Origin of the sequence: Porphyromonas crevioricanis (assembly GCF_900476255.1) — a bacterium.
In the GTDB taxonomy this organism is placed as follows: Bacteria; Bacteroidota; Bacteroidia; order Bacteroidales; family Porphyromonadaceae; genus Porphyromonas; species Porphyromonas crevioricanis.
The window spans coordinates 895,690-911,255 of record NZ_LS483447.1 but is presented as its reverse complement, the minus strand read 5'-3'; the positions used below and the strand labels follow the sequence as shown (position 1 = coordinate 911,255).

Here is a 15,566-nt window from a genome sequence, read left to right as displayed (position 1 = left end):
GAAAATAGGGAATATTAAAATGACATGTTGGCTTTTTTGATGATTAAAGAGTACATTTGGGAAGCAACGTATGTAGAGAGATAAACATACATCCCTTGCTGGTAGCATAGGGGGTGAAGTAGAAAAAGAAAAAACTAACAAAAAGATTAACGACATGAACGCTAAGATTATTAAACTCTTCGGATGGTTACTGATCTTCACTCTGGGAACAATTGCCTGCAAAAAGTCGGATGAACCGAACAAGCCCGATGATCCAATAGTGATTGACCCCTATACCCCGGTGACCGAGGGCCGGGTTTTCATGCCAGTGCTCATGAATAAGCCGGATATGGATAAAGTTACCGAAGTTGAGAAAAGCAGAAGCGGATCTCTGGTGGAGAAACTTGCACCAAATCCAGACGAGGGAAAAAACTATATCCTTTACAAATTCGAGTACAGAGAGATGGATATTCGGCAAGTACACTACCAGATTCATCCCAAGACCGGAGTCCTTCTGAAAGTCATCATGCAATTCCCATCAAAAAAATCGACCCTATTAAATTGCCTCGCACTGATCAGCAAACAAGGATTCAATGACGATCACATATTAGCCCAAAGATATTCAGCACTTGCCAGAGAGAAAGATGCACTGTTTACAATGCATTATAAAAAAGAAGGAGGAGGTACGATGAAAATCATGTTTGATCAGTATGGGAAACAGCCTTCGGCATTGCCCACAATCCCCAAATTACCAAGCGAGGAATACGATATTGTTCTAGAGGACAGATTCTTCTCGTTTGGCAGAATCAAGGGTGCTGAGAAAAATTTGGGTAATACACTCAAAGCAACCATAGAAGAGGAGAGTGGAAAGCACAAGGGAAAAGTGAAATATGCTATTTTCTCTCTCAAGGCAGAAGAGGCACCCATGACTCACAGAGGATACTTCTTTGACTGGGAAGAAGATACGGCTCCTGACAAATTAGGCCTGTGTTGCGAAATTCTCTTTTTTTACAAACATCCATCTTTGGGTTACTATGTTGATGATATTCGGAAGAAGACCATACCCACACGAGAATTCTATGATTTATGCAAGAAAAATGGCTGTGAGTGGCTCGAAGAATGTCCAGATGGAGACTTTTTCATAAATAAGAAGAAAAAGGTAGTCCTTGTCGCCAGAAAAATACAATTCGATGACATAAGTCCCAACGATATTCTTGCCATAAATATATTCAAGAGCAATGATATGTACGAAGAAAGTAAGGGAATGAGAGCCAAGGGATACTCCAGCCCGGTTATTGAAAATAAATCAGATGCGAATAAGAATTTGAGGATAAGCGAGAGTTCTCAGGCTGTAAGCTCTTTGTAAGGAATTAGAACCAAATCGGGACGCCTTAGGAGAGCTTATCTGCGAAAAGTCAGTGTCCTCCCAAAATAGGCAACGGACATCATAGACAAAGCGGCCGCGGCGTGATCAAATCACTCTGCGGCCGCTTTTCTATTCATTCCTCATCTATTTCACTTCTTCAAAACAAATCTATGCTGATTTACAGCAGATTGCAATTACATGGTACAAATATGATTTCTGAAATCGATTACAAACAATCGCTTATATTGTCTTTATTGCTCTGCTTTTTCAAGTTCTATTCGAGCTGTGAGTTCTTCTTGGTATGTGGTCATAAACTTGTTTAAGTCCATAAAAGCATACCCAACCAAACGATAGAACAGATTCTTGTATTCTATCTTTTCTGTTGCAGTGAAGAGAGTTTTACTCCCTTCCATAGGTTCGAATGTTGCCTGCCATTCTCCTGTGAACATTTTACTATCCATCTCAAAACTGTAGAAAGAGTGTGGTCTCTTCTCAAGTGTCTTGAATCGGATAGTTGCGCCATTGGCAGTCTCTTCCCATTCTTCAATACCCCCTTGGGTACGGATGATCTCCAAATCATCCAAAGAATTTCTGTAATGCCATTCTTGATTGTTGGTCACGATAGCAAAAACGGCATCAACAGGAGCATTCAAAATGCACTGTTTTGTCTCTGTTCTGGTTCTCGGCAGAAGTATTCCTATGAGTACGACAACCAATGCAAGCAACAAAAGACTGCTCAATATTATGTACAACACATTCTTCACGTTCTATTTGATTATTACCCACTTTCCAGCCTTTGTAGAGCCTTCGTGCTTGATGATTCCCAATTTGGTCATATTCTTAATATGATATTTAATTCCGTCAAGAGTAATACCGATAGATTGAGCCAACTCCTTTTGAGTAATTTCAGGCTTTGCCTGAATAGCTGCTAAAATCCTTTCTTGGGTAGTTTCTTGGGTAGTTTCTTGGGTAGTTTCTTGGGCTTTTCTTGGATGTTTCTTGGATGTATCTCCTCCAAAGCCTTCTTCAAAATACTTTTGAGAGACGTTCTCAACTACTCGAAAAGCTGTAATCAATGAAAAATCAAAAGAGGCTTGCCCATTACCGTTTTCTTCCAACTCATTCTGAACTCGATAGACTCCACGGCTGAATCGGTTTACATAGCCCAAGACTTTCATTGCTTCGGCAATAAAGGGATTCCGATAATCACTCACATTGGGGAAATTATCGGGACTGACCTTGCCGTACAATCCTCCGGGGTTTTGAATCTCGATGCGGTCGTCGTACTCATAAAACTGAATAGGAGCGTTACCCTCGTAATCCCTGTGCATAATGGCATTCATCAACAACTCTCGAGTAGCCCAGTATGGGTACTTAGAAACTGTTTCTTCCCGAAGTACACTTACGGGAATGGGACGCTTTTGTGAGATACTTGTCTCGACAAAAGCATCAATCTTAGGCAATACCTTGCAAAGATTACCGCTAAACTTATGTTCGTTAAGAATATCACCCGCGCGATCTTTTCCCTTGAAGCGTACATATTGAATATACGCCCCATGTACGTGTCGCTCAGGATTCTTTCCAAACAGGACAGTAGCCCCATTAGTCGGACAGTTATAGCGCAAATCATATAAGCCAAGGGAGGCGAGTTGATCCGAGATATCTCGTTTATCTTCAGCGAGAATATCCTCAGCCACAGCTTTGGGCAAAAACTCCTTATGAATGAGAGCTACATCCAAGTCGTCAATGCTCGTTCCCAAACAAGGCATTGCGTCAAAGGTACGAACATTGGAAAGTCGCCTTTCTGTGAGCATCTTTTCTTCTGCCTCTGTTGCAGTGCTCTTCCGAGGACCAACACGCACCCAAACACGACCACGATAACGTACAGGAGGAAATTCAGAAGGCTGAACTTCTGCCACCAATACATCCCCTTCATCAAAATGGAACTTCTCCACGGTCATGGTGGGCTGAGGGAGAATGTTGCCATCCGTCCGAATATTGGCAATCTGCAATAAGAGTTTATCATCAACCTGCAAACCTGACAACTCTCCATTGTCCTTGGCTCCAATAATGAGATAGCCATTCCTGCCACTACCCGAAATATCATTTGAGAAAGCACATATAGCCTGACAAAACTTATCCATATTGCCAGTCGATTCTGTTCTCTCAATATTATAGCTCTCAGTGTCTGAAAGCATTTGCAGAAGTTCCTCTTTAGCGATCATGTCTATAATTAAATCATTTAGTTACATTCAATATAAACCAGTCGACTTCTTTTTTAGCTCTGGTATAGAATGACTCTTACGCTCTTATGTGAAGTAGAAATAACAATCATTTTCTCCTTAACCAATCTTTTAAAGGGTAAAGCGTGCTATTACCATAAATATCTGATGGATAAATAACATAGTATCCCCTTTCTATATAATTACCATTTATGTATTTCGTCCTTCCATCTTGATATTCTATCCTCGGATAAATAGCCAAATATTCTGCTCCTTTAAAACTTTCATAGGTTTTATTAATTGGTAATAGAGCTATATGTTCTTTATATTTTGCTGCATCTCCTAATCCTAATTCCCAATTACACCATTTTGAGTTTATAGCATTTGGTGTTGCTGCCAAAATAAACTTATCTGCTATTTTTATTTTTTGTTTTAGTTTTTCCGCAGTTTCAGCATTTGTATAAGCAGGCATCGAAGGATCCATCCAATCTACATATATATCAACACCCTCTTTTTTAAGAAAAGCTACTACATCTTGAAGTATGTTTTGTTCATCGTGTTTGTGAGAAAGAAATACCATTGGGCGAGTTCTATCTCTATAATGGCTCTCATTTAAATTTACGATATTGTCGGCAGAGAACAATTTTGTTCTACTTCTATAATTTGATAATTGAGATTCAGATATAAAACTCATTTTACTTTATATTTTTGATTACATCAAATTCATCTTTTCTATCTCGAAGTTCAATAGCTTTATCTATATACCTTGAAGGATTTTTCACAAAATCTTCCCATTTTACAGATTGGATATAGGAACAATCTCCAGAATAAACCCAACTTCCCTCACAAATTCTCCTATTAGGCTTTTTTATATTAAACATATTTTCTCTTAATATCTGAAATAGAAACGAGGTATTTAAACTTCTGCAATCGCAAATAACATCTCGTGTTATGTAATATTCATAACTTCCAAACTCATCTGGTAAAACCACTGCTATGATGCCATTCGTTTTGCTTCTGCCGTAATTTCTGGTTTGTTCTTTGAGTGAGTAAGAAATTTCCCAAGGTATCCATTGGTCTCTTTCTGGTTTGCTTTCTTTCATTCCTTTTGATATTAGAACAATGGTTACACTACTATCAAAAATTTTGTCAGCTAATTTAGAACCAATTGTACTATCTTGAAAATCAGCTAAACTTTCCCCGTCATCTTCTCCTTTATAAATATGATGCTCTTTTTCAAGAATTTCGGTTAGTTTATCGACATAGTGGCGAGCTGTTGTAGTTTCCCATAAAGGAATATCATTTAATCTATAAACTTTGCTGTCAGAATATTTATAGGATACAAAAACTTTTCTTTTCATAACTACTTATACTGTTTTCTCACTTCGATAGCGTTCTCTACTAAATTAGCAATATTGTTTTTAATATCGTTATAGACATAATCACTTAAAGTATATCTTGTCTCAAAGACAGGAATAAAACTGGCGAAAGGGTTTCTCCCCTTTTTACTTTGTTCTCCATAAACATTTTTAAGATTATGAATATAAATTCCACAAACGGCCTTTCCTAATTCCCAAGCTCGCTTGATTTCATACTTCACCCACTTTCTTTCGCTTGTTTTCTCTCCTATTAAAACGATTAAACAAGACTTGTCTTTCAGATTGTCATCAATCCATCTTTTGATAGAGGCTTCACTTTGTTTGATTTCCTCCCATTTGTTTCCACTAACGGGTTGATTCCCTTCTACCACTCCCATATTGCGAACTTGTCCAGCTCGCCAGTTATCATTATCAAAATGGAAACTATAAAAAACTTTTCTACTCATAATAAATTATATTTCATTAATTAAATACTTCTGAAATAGAGACATGTAGGCGTAGTCTTTTACTAATCGCTTATCCTTGTCTATAAGTTGCTCATCATATATCTTTTTTGCAGCGGCTCCTGTGCTTGCTATGGGTAAAACCAACGCTTTTGGATGCTTTTTTATAAACATATCATATTCCTCTTCTACACCTTCCATTCCTCCAATGAAAATTCCAGCAGAAAATTTAGAATCATCAAGCATTCTATGCCTCATATGTAATAGAGATTTTTCTCTGTCATTATCAATGACATCAGTAAATACTATATTTTCAAATTTATTATTGTCTTCCGGAAAGTATTCTTCAAAAAATCTTGATTGATATAAGGTCATATGCTCTTGAATATTCAATTTTAATTTTTCCATCACATAATATACAAGTGGAGTGATAGAAGGATGTCCACCCCAAATTAGCCTATGATATGGGAGTACTACAGTCGTTAATGCTATTACAGCATCTCGTATTGCTATAATATCGGCAGTTTCTATATATTCAGGATTTCTTTCTTGCAAAGGAATACTTGCAGAGAGGAATATATTTTTCATTTTGTTGCTTCCAGCCATTTTTTAAAGTCCTGTTTTTTTAAAGTCAATATGTCTTTCTTAAAGTTATCATTTAACCAATCTAAGTGTTTCAACCACTTGTCTCTAATTCTTAAATCATCGTATATTAATCTAATACAAGTATTATCTGGATTTTTCTCAAATTCGTGGCGTATTTCAGCGGATTGACAATTGGTAGATTGTGGAATTCCTATTGTAGGAATGTAAATGATTTTTTTGTTAAATAAATCTTCTGTTAAGAATCTTTCTGGTTGAACCGTGATATTTCTACCACATTGCTTAGCCATACTCATAAATTCTGTTATCAAATTATCTTGCCTAGAAGCCAAATTTCTAGCCCGAACAGATTCAACATGTTGTACTATTTCATCAATTTTATCATCATTCAGTTTTGACTTATCCTTATTATCATAAATCCCATCTACAAAATCAGAACTTTCCAGCTTTAATGGAAAAGTCAGATGAGAAATAGATTCAATATTATGATTAGGCCAAACTAATTGAACAATTCCAATTTGTTTTGAACCTGCTTCTGCAAGTTCTTCCTTGCACCAATGGCTCTCTAGAAACCCTGGAGTATTTAGTAATAATATGACATCGCAGTCTGTCATTCTATGCCACAATTCTTCTTGGAAAGGTTCTCCTTTTTCGATGGAATGCGTATCCAAAAAGACATCGAAGTGATGGGACTCAAGAGCTTCATACATTTGTATAGCAACGGAGGTTGATTCAGATCTTTTATAGCTGATAAATATTTTTCTCGTGCTTCTCAAGAGTTCGAATGCTTGTAAAACAACATTTGCAATCCTACACCGTTGATTATCATTATATGGAATCCCATTTTGTTTTTCAAGTTTTTTCGGTATTTCGTTAGAGAAATTATTGTAATAAACTGGAAGTATCATTGTTCCATCCTTAATTAACTTTTCGACAATAGGTAAATCCTTAAAATCTCCTTTTTTGTCTCCGAAGTATATAGAGAATGCAGGTTGATTACCCACATACTTTTCTTCTAAATTATCTCGGTCAATTATATTTAGAATACCTTCAGGTAATTTTAAATTGGTAATTTCAAATATAATTTGATCCTTAATGCCTTTGACAATAGGATCTTCTATTGAACCTAATAAGATTAATTGATACTTGTATTTCATGCTACTTTTTCATTTTGATTAGTACTTCTACTTCCACTCCCAATATCTCCGCAATCTGGAAGAGGGTTTCAAGGCTTGGTTGGCGTCTGTTGCAGACATAGGCATTGACAATGCTGAAGCTTTTGCCGAGTTTTTCGGCAAGCCATGTTTGCTTAATACCTTTCTCCTCAAGCACTTCTTTGATTCGATTCATAGGTTTATCCATCTTTTTTCAACATTCTCTGTCTGATAGCGCAAAGATATGAAATGAAATAGCATAGAAAAAGGGAATGAAGATTTATTTTCTCATTCCCTTAAATCTTTTAATGGGTGTAGAAGAGAAGCATTTATTTCCGTTGTTTTATGGATTCTGCTTGCTTATGAAGTTCATTTGCCTGCGATGTGTTCAGACGGGCTCGCTCTGTCTTTTCAGCTTGCTCTTTGACTAATTGCTCGTAAGTTTCCACTTGTTCTCGGATAAGTGCAATCTGCTCTTCGTTTCTCTCATAGGTAAAGAGCGTTTCCAAATCCATTAGCTTTTCCTGATTGGCTTCTCCATACATTTTGATGTGGCGATACTTCAAGTCATTATCCGACAGTTGACTATTTTGTCGCATTTGCCAGAAGTTTTCAACCAGAGAAAACAAAAGAACAAGTCCCATACAGCAAAGAGTGATAACCGTTTTACTGTTCTTAAAGTCAAGACTAAAAACATGTTCTTTACGGATGACAGTGCGACTCTCTTTGCCCATCTCATCAATTTTCGCCTCAATGGCTTGTAGAGTCTCTTTTTTCTCTGAATCCCATCCATACAACTTCTCAAAGGCTATTTCCAGTCCTGCCACTACGCTCTTGGTAAGTATTTCTTCCAAGACCCTGATTTGTTCGGGAGAAAATACCTCTTGCTTTGAAAGTGTATTCATCCTCTCAAAAAGTTCTTCGATTTTACTCAAGTCGATTGTTTGTTGTTCAGATCTTCCCTTTAGGGAGGAAGCCATTTCCGTAAGACTTTGCTTCAATTCCTCAAACAGACCATATACGGCCGAAGTATCTATTCTATCTGTGTACATATACTTTTTCTTTTATAATTAAAGATTAGTGCAGTACCCTGCGTATTCTGATTTTACTTTTAGCTGCCAACTTTCGGGCTTTCAGAGCCTGAATGTATTCGGCAAGTGTCGCATCATAATGAGGGCTATCAAAAAGTGAGAAAATGCTGAGTTGCCCAATAAGAGAATCAAGAGCATCCATCACACCTCCAGTTTCTGATGTTTTGAACTCTTGTTTTTCTGCCACTTGCAGTGCTTGATAGGCATTGTCTTTAATCTGCCTGTCAATCTTTGAAAAGCTACATTCTCTATCTACATGGGACCCCGAAATCCGATTGCCGTCTTTCTCAAAGATGATGCCCTGAATCTTATCCGTATTGCCATTTATCTTGAATTCCAAGCCTATACCTGATTGCGTTAGGGTTGCTTGCAACTGTCCCCACGTCAAACTTTGAGGAATAGCTTTTTTGAGAGCATCGTAAATCTCATATTTGGTTTTGTCATTCCCTTTCAGCCGTTCACGCTTGACATTCTCTTTTCCAGAAGCAATATATAATCCGTATTTCTTGGTCAGTTCCATGCAGACCTTTGTGCTACGTAGCTTTTCATTTTGATCTGAAATTCTTCGACCATCGTTATCAATACGATTGATTACTATGTGTATGTGTGGATGGTCTGTATCGTGATGACGAGCAATAAGATACTGTGTATTGGAATATCCCATTTTCTGTAAATATTCCTGTGCCACCTTGACCATAAAAGCATCCGTTAAACGCCCTTTATCTTGGGCTGAGAAATCCAAAGAGATGAGGGCTACAGGTTTCGTAATCTTGGGATTAAGTTTGCTTTGAGTAATAAAGCTTCGGATTATAGCTTCTCTATCTTTCAGACGAATGCCTTCTGCCTGCAAGAGCTGGGCACGCTCTTTCCCTAAAACATAGTTTATCACCCCTCGAAATCCTCTCCCCTGAACAATCTTAGCAATCATCTTCGATTCGTTTTATGATGTTATCCAATCTCTCAGTCATCGCAAGGTTATCTTGATAGACTCGTGTGTATCCCATAGCATTGGCTTTGTGAGCAATCTGATTAACATTATTGGCCATTCCACTTAGCTGACGAATGTGATTCATCAATTCGGGAGATAGTCTCTGCCTGACGATACTCGCAGCGATACAACGACGGATGTATTCACTTCGGGTAATCCCAGCAAGACGTGCTTTAGCTTTCAGAGAGTAGAACTCCTCGGTTGCCATTTTCAGTGTAACCTTATATTTCTTCTTTTCTACTGGTCGTTTGGGTGGGCGACCATTCGTATTGCGATTTTCTATTGTTTTCATTGCCGTATTTGTTTTTTGATTTATGAATAGACCAACGGGATGAGTCAGTCCTCGAAGAGCAAGGTTTTGGTCTGACCAAAACACAAACTTGCTCCCCTAATAATCAAAAGACTTGCTCCCCTAATAATCAAAAGACTTGCTCCCCTAATAATCAAAAGACTTGACTCCATACCCATTCATCGTTTGAGTCCCCGACTTTTCATTCTCGGAGGAGAAATGAGTTCTTGATTTTTTCGGCAGAGAAAATCATTCAAGTCCTTATGTCCCTCATAAAGGATGGAGCAATCATTAACGCGAAGATTCATTCTCCAAAGCACTTCAAGCGTTTTCTTTCCTGCTGCATCGTTATCGAGATAAGCGTTAACAATGGCATATTTCGAGAGTAAGGAATGAGCCTTTTGGAGATTGTTTACAGAGTTCAGTACAATCGCAGATTCAGTATTTCTGTCAGGATAAAGGGTACAAAAACTCAAGTAATCTATAAATCCTTCAAAGAGATTGATAGTATCCGTATTTCGATCAAAGGAGGAGATACTGGAAGGAGGTAAACAGCCTTTGAAATAGAGATTACGAATGGCATAACCTCCCAAGTCGTTAGGCATTCCGATAGCGTAATAAGTACGCCCTTTTACTTGATAGTGAATCTCACGACAGTATCGTTTCGCCACAGAACAATCAATCTTACGGTCTTGTAGATATCTCAGCAAATTAGGATGATGCAAAGAGACGGCTTCGATTATTTTCATCTCTTCGCCACTCTCAGCCTGTCGGTCAAAGTCATTCTGCGTAAGAGGGCTAATCTCTACACGGTTTTCTAACAGTCCAATTGCTTGAGACAGTGTGCAGCCATGTAGTTTCATTACCAAATCAATTATGCTGCCACCTTCTCCACTTCCAAAGTCATACCAGAGACTTGCTCTGTAATCAACCTTGAAACTTGGACTACTCTCTTCTCGAAAAAGGCTTCTATACATTCCATAAGTCGTATACTCCTTCACTGGGTAATGGCCTTTATTAGCCAAATAATCCTTCAGAGATAAGGATTTTATATATTCAATATTCACCATGTTTTTCTAAGTTTTGGAGATTTTCCTTACTACATGAATATGGATGGATAACTCTTTCACAGTGAAAAGAAAAAGAGTCGTAACCTGTTTTCTTGTAGTAGTATCATCGGTGCGAGTAGTAATTCTGTTGTAAGACAGATTATAAAACCATACTACACGCTCAATCTTTTTTCTTTCACTGGATTAGTATCTCTTGTAGTAAGTAGTAACTGTAATTTATCAATAGGTCAAAAGGAACTCACGAACGGATTTGGAAAGACCTTTCTGATATGATAGACATACATAGGGTTACCTCCTATCCGTCGAGACTTTCGTTCAAATCCTGCTTTGCGCAGAGCTTCTCCCATTCGTTTTTCAGAGAGGTTCAGCGTAGTGTATCCACGCAAATAATTCAGGACTTCCGAAGTAGTCATATAAGATTCTTCCGTAGGACTTGGTTTCTCAAAGCCTTTGAGTAACATTTCGTATTCGGCTGTCTGCACATGAAAACCTTCACTCTCTCGGTGCAACTCTGCAATCTCAGCATCATCAAACCAGTACTGATACCCACTTTTCCAATACCACCAAGCCTCAGAATAAACCTTATTGATATCAACCTGTTTAGCAGCTTCTATGTCAATAGCTTCTACCTCAAAAGGAAGAAATCGGCGGCTACCCGTCGGATCTGTAAGAAAGTCATTACCGTTTACCGAAGCCATAAAACTGGCTAAGTGAGGATACTCTTCGATGTACGTATCGTATGGTCTGCGATACTTAACCCGTGGAGTTGTTATGAGATTCTTCAACTCATTTTCGTCTCTTTTGTTGAGGGCTTTGAGTTGGTCGTCGATATTGATAAACAGGTATTCGGCTATAAGGGTCTGCGTATCCTTGTTTTGAGGGTCAATAGTACCTGTAAACAAATATGCTTTTAGCTCTACGGGACAAAGCAAGTCTAAGAAAGTTGTCTTGAACTTACCCTGCTCTCCAGTCAAAACCAGACAGGTGTGATTGCGACAGAACAAATCATCCATCGCATTCGCCACCACTGCAATAAGCCATTTGGTCAGATAAGTTTGCCACTTATCAGGATTCCGAACCGTTACGCACGAAGCCAAGTGAATAATCTCCGAGTCCTCTCCCTCGTTCCACTTCGATAGTTTTTGGAAATACTCCTGTACAGGATTGATACGCGGGCAGAAATCACTTTCCAATATCGCTCGTATATTCTCTGCCGAAGTACTGATACCTTGTGAAGAATCCAATAGTCGCCGCATGGAGTTGATGTCGAATTTGCAGAGAGGATAGAAAGGTTCATCTTTATTCGAGCATCGAAACTCCGTGCGACTTTTTACGGTGTTGAATCGAAAGTCATAGTGCTCTCTAAGAAAGGACTCTATCCGTTCATTCTTGGATTGCTTCCCTTCTGGTCGTTCATCCATTTCTTCTTTCATCGTTGAATAGGGATTTAGAAATGAGAGAGCTTGGCTTTCTTTTCAGAGATAAAGAGTTTTGAGTCTTCGGCTAGTTCTCGCACAGTTTTTCTACGACCATTAGCTATCCATTCGAGCAACTCGTCCTCGAAGAAGTAGAGTTGCTTTCCGTTCTTGTAGCAAGGGAGTAAGCGCTTGCGCACAAGCGTATAAATTGTAGGTTTGGCCTTCCCGATGATTTTACACGCTTCATCTATCCCGATAGGAATACGTTTTGGAGAAATAACCGCATCTTGCCCTTTCTCGACCAATGCTTTGATCTCAGCTACTTCGTTCACTAAGTGAGCTACCGCCTTGGGTAGATTCTCAAAAGAAATTTCGTTGTTGTCCATGTTTATACTATTTTGAGTTTAACATGACACAAATGAATAAAGTGTTTTCCCTGTGATTCAAAACACGGAGAAAACACAACAAAAACACTATGGTTGCTGTGTTTTACTAACTTTCTTAAACTATAGTACAGTTGATTTCAAAGGGGAAATTAATACCATGGGTAAGTTTGGTTAAATCTTTGTGCCCCCATAAAAAGTGAAGTGCCCCCAAAAGTTTTATGTCTAACTTTTGGGGTGCACTTCAGAATTAGAGAAGTATTGGAGTTCTTATGATTACATAGGTCAATGGAGAAAGATCATTGATTGATAGTAAGGAGGAAATTACATTGGAGTGCTCTTCTCGTTCTCAATGTCAATGCTCTATATCTGTTCCTCAATTCTCCACAAAAAGAATCTTTACTCTCTTCTCTGTGAGAATTTGTACAACGCTTTCTATTTGGGGTAATAGATAAGGTTAACCTACATCATTCAGATAGACATTTCTGAATCTTGATTAGCCCTTTTTGTTCATCGTCTTTTAGGTGGCTTTTGATGGTGTCGGGCTCAACGTCTTTTAATGCATCGGCAAAAACAAGTTTGAGGAAAAGAGCAACCTCGTCTTGTTTGCCGATACTGAAATGCTTCCAAATATTCCAGCCGAAATGATACAGGTCTAAAGAAGTAAGTTTTGCGACCCTGACAGGTTGAGGGTTTTGCAAGACGTTTCCTTCTGAATAAGCTGTAATGTATTGACAAAGTCGTATCAAATCGTCATCAGAGATATAAGGGGCAAATTCATGCTGTGTATAGGAGATTGCTATCTCCAACTTCTCTTTTGATTTATCGCTTTGTTTACGCTGTTGGTTAACTCGTATCTCCTGAATAAATTCAGTCTCTATACTCTTTTTGTCCCAATCCTGCTCAACTTCTTTCTTTTCTTGGGGTGATGATGGAAGCAGATGCTTGTGAGGAAAAAACTTCTTCACAATAGCTGTGAACAAGCCGTCAATCAGAAGCATCAGGGCTGAATAGAGAATGATGCCTACACCTGTAACAATCCAGAAAATTACAGTTGCAGTAAATTCATCAACTCCAGCCGAGACAAAAACAAATCTCACAATTATACCAATTAAGGCACACGCCAACAAGACGGATAAATAAACAATTATATATTCAAAGTACTTAGACTGCATCTTTATTCTTTTGTGTGGGGTTATTCCTGACTCTTTGTCTCTATCGTATCCAATTTTATGGCTTGTGCCGCCTTATTTTTCTTTTCATCGACCACCTTTGCATAGACTTGCGTTGTCTTCACATTCGTATGTCCCAGCATCTTACTTACGGTATAAATGTCTGTACCGCTGGCAAGTTGTAGAGTCGCGTAGGAGTGGCGGAAGCAATGGAAGCTTATGGACTTTTTGATGCCTGCAGCCTCTATCCAACGCTTTAGAGGTTTAGAAATCCATGACGGATTAGGCAGGTCTTCAAAAACCAATTGTTCTGGCAATCTTCGTTCTCCACATAGTTGTAAGGCTTGTTCCGAAATAGGCATATACTCCACCCCCTTGGTCTTCTTTTGAGTGAAATGTAACCTCGGCTGTTCTCCATCCATGTTGATCTCTTTCCACTTTAGTTTCTGAATATCACAGTGGCGTAATCCTGTCAGAGCAGAGAAAAGAGCTGCCCGTTTCATCACCTCACGATCACAAGGGGTTGAAGCAAGCGTATTTAACTCCTCTACGGTAAGGTATTCACGGCGAGACTCCTGTTCCTGAATACCTTTTATTTTGGCGGATATATCAACGGTTAGGTAACCATCTATAAATGCCTGTTTAAGAGCTGCCTTGAAAATAGAAAAATAAGTGGATGCCGTATTGTGAGAAATAGTACCACATTTATTCCCTCCACGAGGAGCTGTCAAAAGGAAACGTTTGTACTCTTCGGCAAAAGCATTGTCGATTTTGAAAAACGGCAAATTTTCTCCCGCATACATTTTAAGAAAATCCAGAGCTCTCTTCCAATTGACAAGAATAGAAGTGGAGCTGTTTTTGTGTCGTTTATACATCGCCTCTCGAAAATAAGCAATGAAATTTTGTTGCAAACGTTCCTTTTGCTCCGCCTGAGCCGTATCTGCATCACTGTACAAATCGGCATTATCGTATTCTCTTTGACGGAGCTTTCGCACCTCATCGGCATAAATACAAGCTTCTTGATCGACCTCGCTTTTGCACTGTATCACTCCATTCAAATCTCGCTTGGGTTTGTACGATTTGCTCGAAGATGTTGTGCGTGCAGTCCGAGTTTTATCCCAGACTACGGTAGTTACTATGCGGTTAAGATACTCACGGACACGTTGTGGCTCGGATTTACCCGCAGTGTAGACTGGGTAACTCTCAATGTAGAGATACCACTCATTTCTATATGCACTCTTGCGAAGTCGCACAGTTACTTTCGTATTATGTAATTCTTTTCTCATGTATATCTAAGGTTATTTGTACAGTTGGTCTATCTCTGACTTTGGGGCATAGACATAATTACCAATCTGCCTTATGGGAATGGAAAATTTCCTGATATGCTTATATACTGTCCCTTCCGTAACACCAAACTTGGCTGTTATTTCACCGATCGTGTAACAATACTCTGGCTCAAGGTTGTAAAGTTTAGCCTTATTTCTTGTTCTCGGCTTTTGCTCATCAATAGGCCTCAGATTGAAGTTGCGTTCTAAATCCTCTTTACAGATGCGAGTCATCCTTTTTCCCAAGTTATAACTTCGGAGAGCCTTACTTCTAACAAGTCGGTATAGCGTATCTCTGCAAACGTCGTATAGAGCAATAGCATCGGAGATAGAGAGGTAGGGTTGATCCTTGGGAACCTTTGCGGCCTTCTCTCGCCGTAGCTCTTCTAACTTTTTCTCTCGCTTCTTTTGTGAATACGCAGACCTTGAGCATTGTATAGAACAATATCTCGATGTGATTGTCTTGGCAAGAAAGGTCTCCCCACACCATTCGCACTTTCGCTCAATCTGAAATTTTGCAGCTGGCATACGCTTTTCGTATCTATCTGATAATCAAATTATGTTTTTATTTAAGTCGCACTTTATACACTAATAAGTCGCGGCACAAATATGGTACAAATATACGATTAAAATCGATAGAAAACGAAGAAATACGAGAAGCTACAGAAAATAAAAATAGCAGTA

At 38.7% G+C, this 15,566-nt stretch carries 18 protein-coding genes; 1 reads left to right on the top strand and 17 read right to left on the bottom strand.

Features of this window, described 5'->3' with window-relative positions:
* Window positions 1–154 precede the first annotated feature (154 nt).
* Window positions 155–1,345, top strand: coding sequence for a hypothetical protein (locus DQN70_RS04110; protein WP_023940097.1), 1,191 nt, complete (start codon window positions 155–157; stop codon window positions 1,343–1,345).
* Window positions 1,346–1,596: 251 nt separating this feature from the next.
* Here the strand turns inward: DQN70_RS04110 and DQN70_RS04105 are convergent, their stop codons facing one another.
* From DQN70_RS04105 to DQN70_RS04025, 17 genes are all read right to left on the bottom strand, one after another.
* Complete coding sequence (locus DQN70_RS04105) at window positions 1,597–1,998, bottom strand: SRPBCC family protein (protein WP_042225848.1); 402 nt, start codon at window positions 1,996–1,998, stop codon at window positions 1,597–1,599.
* Window positions 1,999–2,112: 114 nt separating this feature from the next.
* On the bottom strand, window positions 2,113–3,570 hold the full coding sequence (locus DQN70_RS04100; protein ID WP_023940100.1) for an RNA-binding domain-containing protein: 1,458 nt from the start codon (window positions 3,568–3,570) through the stop codon (window positions 2,113–2,115).
* A gap of 106 nt (window positions 3,571–3,676) precedes the next feature.
* Window positions 3,677–4,261 carry a toll/interleukin-1 receptor domain-containing protein gene (locus tag DQN70_RS04095; protein ID WP_042225835.1) on the bottom strand — a complete coding sequence of 195 codons (585 nt, stop codon included), beginning with the start codon at window positions 4,259–4,261 and terminating at the stop codon, window positions 3,677–3,679.
* 1 nt (window position 4,262) lies between these two features.
* Window positions 4,263–4,928, bottom strand: coding sequence for a TIR domain-containing protein (locus tag DQN70_RS04090; protein ID WP_023940105.1), 666 nt, complete (start codon window positions 4,926–4,928; stop codon window positions 4,263–4,265).
* Between the two features lie 2 nt (window positions 4,929–4,930).
* Window positions 4,931–5,392: a TIR domain-containing protein gene (locus DQN70_RS04085; RefSeq protein ID WP_023940106.1), complete on the bottom strand. Its 462-nt coding sequence runs from the start codon at window positions 5,390–5,392 to the stop codon at window positions 4,931–4,933.
* A 6-nt stretch (window positions 5,393–5,398) separates the two neighbouring features.
* Window positions 5,399–5,995 (bottom strand): SLOG domain-containing protein, encoded by a 597-nt coding sequence (locus DQN70_RS04080; RefSeq protein ID WP_023940108.1) that lies wholly within the window; start codon window positions 5,993–5,995, stop codon window positions 5,399–5,401.
* Window positions 5,974–7,149 (bottom strand): toll/interleukin-1 receptor domain-containing protein, encoded by a 1,176-nt coding sequence (locus tag DQN70_RS04075; RefSeq protein WP_023940110.1) that lies wholly within the window; start codon window positions 7,147–7,149, stop codon window positions 5,974–5,976. The genes DQN70_RS04080 and DQN70_RS04075 overlap by 22 nt, the downstream gene beginning before the upstream one ends.
* Before the next feature lies 1 nt (window position 7,150).
* Window positions 7,151–7,354: a helix-turn-helix transcriptional regulator gene (locus DQN70_RS04070; RefSeq protein WP_042225838.1), complete on the bottom strand. Its 204-nt coding sequence runs from the start codon at window positions 7,352–7,354 to the stop codon at window positions 7,151–7,153.
* Between the two features lie 121 nt (window positions 7,355–7,475).
* A complete protein-coding gene (locus DQN70_RS04065; RefSeq protein WP_023940113.1) occupies window positions 7,476–8,198 on the bottom strand; it encodes a hypothetical protein in 723 nt (240 codons plus the stop codon).
* A gap of 25 nt (window positions 8,199–8,223) precedes the next feature.
* Window positions 8,224–9,165 carry a relaxase/mobilization nuclease domain-containing protein gene (locus DQN70_RS04060; protein ID WP_023940115.1) on the bottom strand — a complete coding sequence of 314 codons (942 nt, stop codon included), beginning with the start codon at window positions 9,163–9,165 and terminating at the stop codon, window positions 8,224–8,226.
* Window positions 9,155–9,517 carry a MobC family plasmid mobilization relaxosome protein gene (locus DQN70_RS04055; RefSeq protein ID WP_023940116.1) on the bottom strand — a complete coding sequence of 121 codons (363 nt, stop codon included), beginning with the start codon at window positions 9,515–9,517 and terminating at the stop codon, window positions 9,155–9,157. The genes DQN70_RS04060 and DQN70_RS04055 overlap by 11 nt, the downstream gene beginning before the upstream one ends.
* Window positions 9,518–9,693: 176 nt before the next feature.
* Window positions 9,694–10,584, bottom strand: a complete 891-nt coding sequence (locus DQN70_RS04050) for a toprim domain-containing protein (protein WP_023940117.1) — start codon at window positions 10,582–10,584, stop codon at window positions 9,694–9,696.
* A 227-nt stretch (window positions 10,585–10,811) separates the two neighbouring features.
* The gene (locus DQN70_RS04045; RefSeq protein WP_023940119.1) at window positions 10,812–12,017 is read right to left on the bottom strand and encodes a VapE domain-containing protein; all 1,206 of its coding nucleotides are present in this window, start codon (window positions 12,015–12,017) and stop codon (window positions 10,812–10,814) included.
* A gap of 14 nt (window positions 12,018–12,031) precedes the next feature.
* Window positions 12,032–12,388 carry a helix-turn-helix domain-containing protein gene (locus DQN70_RS04040; RefSeq protein WP_023940120.1) on the bottom strand — a complete coding sequence of 119 codons (357 nt, stop codon included), beginning with the start codon at window positions 12,386–12,388 and terminating at the stop codon, window positions 12,032–12,034.
* Between the two features lie 464 nt (window positions 12,389–12,852).
* Window positions 12,853–13,560, bottom strand: a complete 708-nt coding sequence (locus tag DQN70_RS04035; RefSeq protein WP_023940122.1) for a hypothetical protein — start codon at window positions 13,558–13,560, stop codon at window positions 12,853–12,855.
* A gap of 20 nt (window positions 13,561–13,580) precedes the next feature.
* A complete protein-coding gene (locus DQN70_RS04030; RefSeq protein ID WP_042225841.1) occupies window positions 13,581–14,843 on the bottom strand; it encodes a site-specific integrase in 1,263 nt (420 codons plus the stop codon).
* A 12-nt stretch (window positions 14,844–14,855) separates the two neighbouring features.
* On the bottom strand, window positions 14,856–15,410 hold the full coding sequence (locus DQN70_RS04025) for a helix-turn-helix domain-containing protein (RefSeq protein WP_042225843.1): 555 nt from the start codon (window positions 15,408–15,410) through the stop codon (window positions 14,856–14,858).
* Between the last annotated feature and the right edge of the window lie 156 nt (window positions 15,411–15,566).

Bases quoted from the DNA above. Each gene is read 5' to 3' on its own strand.
- DQN70_RS04110 (WP_023940097.1), top strand. From the start codon at position 155: ATGAACGCTAAGATTATTAAACTCTTCGGATGGTTACTGATCTTCACT.
- DQN70_RS04100 (WP_023940100.1), bottom strand. From the start codon at position 3,570: ATGATCGCTAAAGAGGAACTTCTGCAAATGCTTTCAGACACTGAGAGC.
- DQN70_RS04095 (WP_042225835.1), bottom strand. From the start codon at position 4,261: ATGAGTTTTATATCTGAATCTCAATTATCAAATTATAGAAGTAGAACA.
- DQN70_RS04090 (WP_023940105.1), bottom strand. From the start codon at position 4,928: ATGAAAAGAAAAGTTTTTGTATCCTATAAATATTCTGACAGCAAAGTT.
- DQN70_RS04085 (WP_023940106.1), bottom strand. From the start codon at position 5,392: ATGAGTAGAAAAGTTTTTTATAGTTTCCATTTTGATAATGATAACTGG.
- DQN70_RS04080 (WP_023940108.1), bottom strand. From the start codon at position 5,995: ATGGCTGGAAGCAACAAAATGAAAAATATATTCCTCTCTGCAAGTATT.
- DQN70_RS04075 (WP_023940110.1), bottom strand. From the start codon at position 7,149: ATGAAATACAAGTATCAATTAATCTTATTAGGTTCAATAGAAGATCCT.
- DQN70_RS04070 (WP_042225838.1), bottom strand. From the start codon at position 7,354: ATGGATAAACCTATGAATCGAATCAAAGAAGTGCTTGAGGAGAAAGGT.
- DQN70_RS04065 (WP_023940113.1), bottom strand. From the start codon at position 8,198: ATGTACACAGATAGAATAGATACTTCGGCCGTATATGGTCTGTTTGAG.
- DQN70_RS04060 (WP_023940115.1), bottom strand. From the start codon at position 9,165: ATGATTGCTAAGATTGTTCAGGGGAGAGGATTTCGAGGGGTGATAAAC.
- DQN70_RS04055 (WP_023940116.1), bottom strand. From the start codon at position 9,517: ATGAAAACAATAGAAAATCGCAATACGAATGGTCGCCCACCCAAACGA.
- DQN70_RS04050 (WP_023940117.1), bottom strand. From the start codon at position 10,584: ATGGTGAATATTGAATATATAAAATCCTTATCTCTGAAGGATTATTTG.
- DQN70_RS04045 (WP_023940119.1), bottom strand. From the start codon at position 12,017: ATGAAAGAAGAAATGGATGAACGACCAGAAGGGAAGCAATCCAAGAAT.
- DQN70_RS04040 (WP_023940120.1), bottom strand. From the start codon at position 12,388: ATGGACAACAACGAAATTTCTTTTGAGAATCTACCCAAGGCGGTAGCT.
- DQN70_RS04035 (WP_023940122.1), bottom strand. From the start codon at position 13,560: ATGCAGTCTAAGTACTTTGAATATATAATTGTTTATTTATCCGTCTTG.
- DQN70_RS04030 (WP_042225841.1), bottom strand. From the start codon at position 14,843: ATGAGAAAAGAATTACATAATACGAAAGTAACTGTGCGACTTCGCAAG.
- DQN70_RS04025 (WP_042225843.1), bottom strand. From the start codon at position 15,410: ATGCCAGCTGCAAAATTTCAGATTGAGCGAAAGTGCGAATGGTGTGGG.